This is a genomic window from Hansschlegelia zhihuaiae, assembly GCF_004103825.1.
GTDB lineage: Bacteria > Pseudomonadota > Alphaproteobacteria > Rhizobiales > Methylopilaceae > Methylopila > Methylopila zhihuaiae.
In genome coordinates, this window is sequence record NZ_RYFI01000011.1 from 118,792 (window position 1) to 126,383 (window position 7,592).

Here is a 7,592-nt window from a genome sequence, read left to right on the forward strand (position 1 = left end):
CCTCGCGCTCGGCAAGCCGACGGTCGCGGTGGTGTTCGCCGGGCGGCCGCTGGTTCTGACGGAGCTGGCGGGGGCGGCGCCCGCCATCCTCTACGCCTGGCAGCCCGGCACGATGGGCGGGACCGCGCTCGCTCGCACAATCTTTGGCGACGTGGCGCCGAGCGGACGGCTGCCGATGACCTTCCCGCGCTCGGTCGGCCAGGTCCCGATCCATCACGACATGCGGCCCACGGGCCGGCCCTTCGACCCGACGGATCCCTACACGACCGGCTATCGCGACGAGGCCTACGGGCCGCTCTACCCGTTCGGCCACGGCCTGACCTACACGGATTTTTCCTACGGGGCGCCGCAGCCGGCGCGCGCCATCCTGAAAGCCGGCGAGACCCAGACCATCGCGGTGCAGATCACCAACACCGGCAAGCGGCCGGGCGTCGCGGTCCCGCAGCTCTATGTTCGGCCGAAACTCGCGCGGGTCGCCCGACCCTTGAGGGAGCTCCGCGGCTTCGCGCGCGTCGAGCTGAAGCCCGGCGAGACGCGGACGGTGGAGCTTCCACTGAAGCCGGAGGATTTCGGCTATTGGGCGGATGCCCGGACCTTCGATATCCCGGCCGGCGAGATCGAGGTGATGACCGGCCCCGACGCCGGGGAGACGATTTCGGCGACGTTCGAGTATCGGCCGTAAGATTGCGCCGAACGAGCGTCTTGAGCTGCGGTCGCCTGTATTCGCAGGGCGGCGCCACGTCGCCCCCTCCACCGCTTCGCGGTCCCCCTCCCCCGCTGCGCGGGTGAGGATCAAGAGCGGCGCCCGCCTCGGGTCCTCCTCCGCATCGCGGAGGAGGGGGACCATGCGGAGCATGGTGGAGGAGGCCAGCGCAACGCTGTCCGGCGTCCCGTCCGGAACTCAGTTCAGCCGGAACTCCGCCCGCACCGGCCTAAAGTCCGCGGGGCCGATCAGCGCCTTGTGACCGACCCGGACCGAGTGCAGCACGCCCTCGATCTCGCGCCGCCACCAGTCGAGGAAGCCGCGCAGCACCGGATATTCCGGGCAGCGGTCGTAGTCCTGCCAGACATAGGACTGCAGGAGGCCCGGATGATCCGGCATCCGGTAGAGGATCTCGGCCGTGGTGAGGCCGAAGCCGTCGATCTGACGTTCGAAGTCTCCGCGCGGTGTCCCCGCGCCTTTCCCGCATCCGCTCATCGCCGCACTCCATCGAATTGCGACGCGGTTGCCGACGCGCCGCAGAGGAATTAGGGACGCACAGTCTCTCGATGACAATCCTGCGACGTTAAAAGATCCTTGATTTCGAGTGGTTTGGCAGCAGAGCCGAAAGAGTGCTGCAAACCGCGCCCTCCCGTCGCCCGCATCCCGTCGGCGCCCTGGGAAGCAAACCTGTAGGCGACTTCCAGCAAGTCGTTGGGCGTTTGAAATCGCGATGCAAGCGCCGGCCGCGCGATCGGCGCTCAAGTTCGCTGAACGCCGCAAATTGTTCGCTGAGCGCCAAGTCTCAAGAATTCCCGAGGCCTATCATTGTACTGCACGTGCGCAAAGATAATCTATCGTATGGCGTATACAATAATGCACATGTGCAATGTGAGGCCGTTAGCAGACGGCCGAAATAATAAGACGCCCCATGCGATAGGGAGAAATCGAGATGCTTAGGAGAATGAGAGTGTTCGGCGCCGCTGCGGCGGGCGTCGCCGCAGCCCTCCTGTTCGGGATTCAACCGGCGCCCGCCCAGGCCGGCGGCATCGATCCGGACACCTGGGTCTACGGGCCGCGCAATGACGATACGACCGGGGGCCTGATCTGGAACCCCGCCAAGAGGCAGATGAACAAGGGCAAGGACGTCATCGGCCCCGTGGTCAGCACCTCGGACCTCGCCACGATGAACGAGACCTATTGCTCTCAGGCGAGCCAGAAAGACGCCGACTACACCTGGACCGAGATGCAGCATTCGGGGATCGACTGGGGCGACGCGTGGCGGATGTGGGCCTATGGGTCGTCGGACAAATGCGCCGGCAGAAAAGCCGTGCCCGGGGCTCGCGTGGCGTACACCGACGAGCGGGAGATCCAGCATGCGCTCGACGGCGGCGCCATGGTGCTGGTCGTGCCGACGGTCGACACCGTGGAGGAAGCCAAGGAAGTCGTCCAGTGGACCTATTTCCCGCCAATGGGACGGCGCAGTCAGGGGGGCAGCCAGACCGCGACCGTGCTCGCTCCCTGGCTCCCAGCCGGCGTGAGCTACCGGCAGACGTTCAACAACAACATCGTGCTGATCGTAATGATCGAGACCATCGAGGGCGTGAAGAACGCGGCCAAGATCGCCCAGGTCCCGGGGATCCACGCCGTGTACGCGGCGTCTGGCGACATCGGCAACTTCTCAGGCTATATCGAGGGGGACAAACAATACGAACGGCTGATCAGCCACATCGGCAAGGTCACGCTGGCGGCGGGCAAGCGCCTGTGCGGCCCGATAAGTTGGCGGACCCGGCCGGGATTCACCTGTTTCCTGAAATGACCGCGCGCGTCTGAGCACGCCGGGGGGACGACGCGAGCGTCGAACGACAGGGGCTGCGTCCGGCCCAATCGCCGGACGTAGCCCCATCCTCTTCGGGGCGGAAGCGCCTGAGGCATCAGCCGCCAGCATTCTGCTGCAATTCTCGCCGGCGCCTATCGAACCGCCGCGGCCAAGCCGCAGCATAGTCCGAGCTTCGAGCTCGCTCTCTTGAACGGACCTGGTCAGCGGACTCCATCAGGGCCAGCGGCCATGCCGCGCCAGCAGGCCCGGAAAGATGACCGCACCCGACGGATCGTCAAATCAGCCCAACTTCACCCTTGCAGAGCAGGGGCCGTCCAAAGATGACTATGCTGTATCGCTCAAGCCTGCCCCGGACTTGATCCGGGGGACCGCCGCCGTCGTCGTGGCGCACCCATGCTGAACCTGGTCCATTAGATCAGCGCTCGGGCGCCGCTCCCCGACCGGACGAAAAGCGGCGCGACAGGGAGAATTCCGCATGCGCGCCATCCTGGCCCTGGCCTTCGTCCTCGGCACGACGTCGGGCGCGGGCGCGACCTGTTTCCGGGACTGCCTGGGCGAGAAAATCACCTCGCCCCAGGCCTCCGACGACGACATCCGCAAGGCCGCGCGGGAATGCCGGGACACCTGCGAGGCGCAAGTCCGCGCGGGGCTGGAGCGCGACGGCAAGCTCGCGCAGGTCGAAGGCTGCAAGGCCGAGCCGCTGGCGCTCGCCGACCTCAAGAAGCTCAGGGCCGAGACGCCCTCCTACTACGTCCAGTCCAACACCTTCATCTGGGACTTCAAGAACCCGTTCCCCGACCGCGCGCTCGTCAAACTCGAGGTCACGGCGCAGAACATGGACCTCAACCCGGTCGGCTTCACCGGCGTGGGGCTGGCGCCGCCCGGCGGCGAGGGCGTGTTCGTCATCCCGGCCTTCTTCGACGGCTACCCCGCAGTGCGCTTCGCCGCGAAGGTCGAGAAGGTCTGGGCCTGTCCCGTCAGATGAGCCGCCTGTTCACCATCGGCTACGAGGGCGCCACTCCGAACGCGCTCGGCGACGCGCTGACCACTGCGGGGGTCGACACCCTGGTCGACGTGCGCGCGGTCGCGAACTCCCGCCGGCCGGGCTTTTCGAAGCGGGCGCTGTCGGCGGGCGTCGACGAGCGCGGCGTCGGCTATCTGCATTTTCGCGCGCTCGGCACCCCGGCGGATGGCCGCGCCGCGGCGCGCGCGGGCCGGCACGCCGAGATGAAGGCGATCTTCGCCGAGCAGCTCAAGACCGACGCCGCGCAGGAGGATCTGGCGGCGCTGATCGAGATGGTCCGGAACGGCCGAAAACTCTGCCTGCTCTGCTTCGAGCGCGAGCCGGAGCACTGCCACCGCATGATGATCGCCGAGCGCATCGAGGCGGCGGTGACGGGGCTTGAGCTCAGCCATCTCCACCCGCTGCCGAAGGATTTCGAGCGGCCGTGAGCTGCGAGCCGTCCGATCCCCCTCTCCCGCTTGCGGGAGAGGGTCGGGGTGAGGGTCTTTCAGGAAAGGGCGACGCGGCGGACGCCCCCTCATCCATCCCTTCTCCCGCAAGCGGGAGAAGGGGGCTTCGACGGCGCGCGAATTCTCGGTCACCCCTCATAGGTCGCCGGCAGGCCGTCGAGGAACTGCTTCGCGTCCCGCCTGATCTCCTTCACCCGCTCCGGCTTGAAGCGCGCGAGGTTGCGATAGGGCATGGCGAGGCGCTGGTTCTTGGCCAGCGCCTTCTCGTTCCGGATCAGAAAATCCCAGTAGAGGTAGTTGAACGGGCAGGCGTTTGCACCCGTCTTCGCCTTCACGTCGTAGCGGCAGTGTCCGCAATAGTCCGACATCCGGTCGATATAGGCGCCGGACGCCGCATAGGGTTTCGAGCCCAGCCTGCCGCCGTCGGCGAACAGCACCATGCCGTGGACGTTGGGCAGCTCAACCCACTCATAGGCGTCGACATAGACCAGCAGATACCAGTCCTGCACCTCGCGCGGCCTGACGCCGGCGAGCAGCGCGAAATTGCCCAGCACCATCAGGCGCTGGATGTGGTGGGCGTAGGCGTGGTCGCGGGTGTCGCCGACCGACTGCGCGAGGCAGTTCATGTCGGTCTGGGCCGTCCAGTAGAGGTCGGGCAGCTTGCGGTCCGCGGAGAGATGGTTGGTCTCGCGGTAGTCCGGCATGGTCAGCCAGTAGACCCCGCGGACATATTCGCGCCAGCCGATGATCTGGCGGACGAAGCCCTCGACGGCGTTGAGCGGCGCGGCACCGGCCTCATAGGCCCCGACGGCGGCGTCGCACACCTCGCGGGCGGTGAGCAGGCCGGCGTTGAGGTAGGGCGAGATCAGGCCGTGGAAGAGGAACGGCCCGCCCTGCTTCATGGCGTCCTGATAGTCTCCGTACGTGCCGAGCGACGAGGCGACGAATTCGTTCAGGGCCTTGAGCGCGTCCTTCCGCGTGACGGCCCAGCCAAAGGTCTCCAGCGTCCCGAAATTGCTCGGGAAGCGGCGCTCCACCAGCTCCATGACCTTGCGGGTCTCAGCGTCCGGCTGAAAGCGCAGACGCTCCGGGAGCTCCAGATCCTTGGGCAGCCGCTTGCGGTTCTCGACGTCATAGTTCCACTGGCCGCCTTCCGGCTTCTCGCCGTCCATCAGCAGGCCGGTCTTCCGCCGCATCTCGCGGTAGAAAAACTCCATCCGCCAGGCGCGGCGGCCCCTCGCCCAGACCTCGAACTCCGCGCGCGAGCAGACGAAGCGGTCGTCCTGGCGGATGATGACGTCGCAATCGAGCTCCTCGCGCCAGTCGTGGAACATCTCCTCCACGCGCCATTCGCCGGGCTCGGTCAGCACGAGCCGGTCCGGCGCGTGGCGCTTCACGGCCCGCGCGACCTCGCCGCCGAGCGAGCCCATATTGCCGCGCTGGTCGAGCTCGACATAGTCGACCTCGACGCCCTCCGCCCGGAGCTCCGCCGCGAAATTGCGCATGGCGGAGAACAGGAAGACGAGCTTTTGCTTGTGGTGCCCCACATAGCTCGCCTCCTCCATGACCTCGGCCATCAGCACGACGTCGGTCGCCGGGTCGAGGTCCTTGAGCGAGGCGATCCCGCGGGTGAGCTGGTCGCCAAGGATCAGGCGGAGCGCCTTGCATTTCTTCGCCAAGGCGGCTCAGCCCCCTGCGCGCGGCGCCGGCCCGCCTGTGGGAACTTCGATCGTGTCGAGCATGCGTCCTCCGCGGGTCGCCCGACAGGACTACGTCCGACGACGCCCGACGGTTCGGGTCAAGGCGCGGCTCAGCTCTCCCCGCCGGGGAGAGGTGATGAGCGGCTCGTCCTCAGTCGAACGTCTTCAGCGCGGCGAGCGCCTCGGGCGTGTCGATGTCGATCAGCGCACCGTCGTCCTCGGCCTCGACCTCGCGGACCGCCTCGGGGTGCAGTTCGAGCAGGTGGCGGCCGCCGACGTCGCCCTCGACCTTCAGCAGCTCCGGGAAGAAGCGCCGGCCCCAGAGCACCGGGTTGCCGCGGCGACCGAGCCGCGCCGGGGCGACGACATGGGCGCCGAACTGCGGGTCGTAGGCGGCCGCGAGGCGCCGCACGAGGCCCGAGGTCACGCCCGGCATGTCGCCCAGCAGAACCACGACGGCGTCGACATCCTTCGGCAGCGCGGCGACGCCGGCCCGGAGCGAGGTCGAGAGCCCCTCGGCATAATGGGGGTTCGCGACGAAGCGCACCGGCAGCCCGTCGAGCGCGGCCTCGACGGCAGACCGCTGGTGGCCCGTGACCACCAGGACCTCGGAGAGCCCGGCGCCGGTCGCGGCCCCGACCGCGTGGCGCAGAAGCGGACGGCCCAGCACAGTCTCCAGCAGCTTGTTCGGGCCGCCCATGCGGGTCGAGCGGCCGGCGGCGAGCACCAGCGCCGCGATTTTCGGCCTTGGCGAGGCCGGCTCCGCGCCGGTGCGCGGCTGCGGGCGCGACACGATCTCCATCAAGAGGCCCCCGACCCCCATGCCGGCGATCTCCTTCGCGCCGACCGGCGCGCAAGCGAGCAGGCGGTTCAGCACCCAGTCGAAGCCGTTCTCCTTGGGGCTCCGCGCGCAGCCCGGCGCGCCGAGCACGGCGGCGGATCCTAGACGCCCGAGGAGCAGCAGGTTGCCGGGGTCGACCGGCATGCCGAGCCGCTCCACCACGCCGCCCGCGGCCTCGATCGCGGCCGGCACGGCGTCGCGGCGGTCGGTCACCGCCGAGGCCCCGAAGATGATCGTGAGGTCGGCCCCGACCGGCGCGAGCTCGCGCAGCGTGCGGGTCAGGTTCGCCTCGTCATGCGCGACGCGGCGCTCCGCGACCAGCTTCGCGCCGGTCGGCGCGAGCCGGCGCTCGAGCGTCGCGATGGTCTTGTCCACCACCTTGGCGTCGAGCCCCGGCAGCAGGGTCGAGACCGCCGCGACCTTGCGCAGGCGGAACGGCGCGACCGAGATCAGCGGGGCGCGCTCGTGCGCCAGCGCCTCGGCGCGCGCCACCAGCGCCTCGGGCAGCGCGAAGGGGATGATCTTGACGGTCGCGACCATCGCGTCCTGCGCGACCGCGGCGTGCTCGTCGAGCGTCGCGAAGGTCACGGCCTCGTCGAGTTCGTTCAGCGCGTCCACCGCCCCGCGGTCGACGATCACGACGCCCGCGGCCTCGGCGAAGATGTTGCAGCGACCCGTGAAGGGTGCGTCGCAGCGGACATGCTTGCCGGCGAGGGCGAGCGCGATACGGTGCGCGGCCTCATCCTCCGGCACGTCGTCGGGCGCGAGCTCCGCTGCCACGATCTCGCTCACGCCGCGCGCGGCGAGCGCCGCGACGTCGGCCTCGGTGACCCGCGCGCCCTTCTTGAGCACATGGCCGTCGACCTTCAGCGCGTGCGCCGCGACCGCGCCGACCGCGCGCGACAGCGGAATGGGCCCGAACCTCATGATCCCTCCGGCAGCCGCATGGCCTGGATGATCTCGGCCAGGATCGAGACCGCAATCTCGGCCGGCGAGGACGCGCCGATAGGAAGCCCGATCGGGGCGCGGGCGCGGGCG

Annotated in this window: 8 protein-coding genes; 4 read left to right on the forward strand and 4 right to left on the reverse strand. The window is 68.9% G+C overall.

The features are described from left to right. The coding region (locus EK403_RS23190; RefSeq protein ID WP_245479678.1) for a glycoside hydrolase family 3 C-terminal domain-containing protein at positions 1–682 on the forward strand (682 nt) is incomplete at its 5' end. A gap of 219 nt (positions 683–901) precedes the next feature. On the opposite strand, the gene EK403_RS12690 is transcribed toward EK403_RS23190, so the two are convergent. After that, a complete protein-coding gene (locus tag EK403_RS12690) occupies positions 902–1,198 on the reverse strand; it encodes an usg protein (RefSeq protein ID WP_128777849.1) in 297 nt (98 codons plus the stop codon). 472 nt (positions 1,199–1,670) lie between these two features. On the opposite strand from EK403_RS12690, the gene EK403_RS12695 reads away from it, so the two are divergent. The 3 genes from EK403_RS12695 (at position 1,671) to EK403_RS12705 (ending at position 3,992) form a co-directional block, all read left to right on the forward strand. After that, positions 1,671–2,519 (forward strand): aldolase/citrate lyase family protein, encoded by an 849-nt coding sequence (locus tag EK403_RS12695; RefSeq protein ID WP_164919591.1) that lies wholly within the window; start codon positions 1,671–1,673, stop codon positions 2,517–2,519. A 496-nt stretch (positions 2,520–3,015) separates the two neighbouring features. Next, entirely contained in the window at positions 3,016–3,525 is a 510-nt protein-coding gene (locus tag EK403_RS12700) for a hypothetical protein (protein WP_128777851.1), read from the forward strand. Further along, on the forward strand, positions 3,522–3,992 hold the full coding sequence (locus EK403_RS12705) for a DUF488 domain-containing protein (RefSeq protein ID WP_128777852.1): 471 nt from the start codon (positions 3,522–3,524) through the stop codon (positions 3,990–3,992). The genes EK403_RS12700 and EK403_RS12705 overlap by 4 nt, the downstream gene beginning before the upstream one ends. Positions 3,993–4,141: 149 nt before the next feature. On the opposite strand, the gene EK403_RS12710 is transcribed toward EK403_RS12705, so the two are convergent. The 3 genes from EK403_RS12710 to EK403_RS12720 form a co-directional block, all read right to left on the reverse strand. Then, positions 4,142–5,692, reverse strand: coding sequence for a cryptochrome/photolyase family protein (locus EK403_RS12710; protein ID WP_128777853.1), 1,551 nt, complete (start codon positions 5,690–5,692; stop codon positions 4,142–4,144). Positions 5,693–5,864: 172 nt separating this feature from the next. After that, positions 5,865–7,481, reverse strand: coding sequence for an NTP transferase domain-containing protein (locus tag EK403_RS12715; protein ID WP_128777854.1), 1,617 nt, complete (start codon positions 7,479–7,481; stop codon positions 5,865–5,867). Continuing rightward, positions 7,478–7,592 (reverse strand): XdhC family protein (locus EK403_RS12720; RefSeq protein ID WP_164919592.1); only part of this gene is annotated, 115 nt, incomplete at its 5' end. The genes EK403_RS12715 and EK403_RS12720, both read right to left, overlap by 4 nt.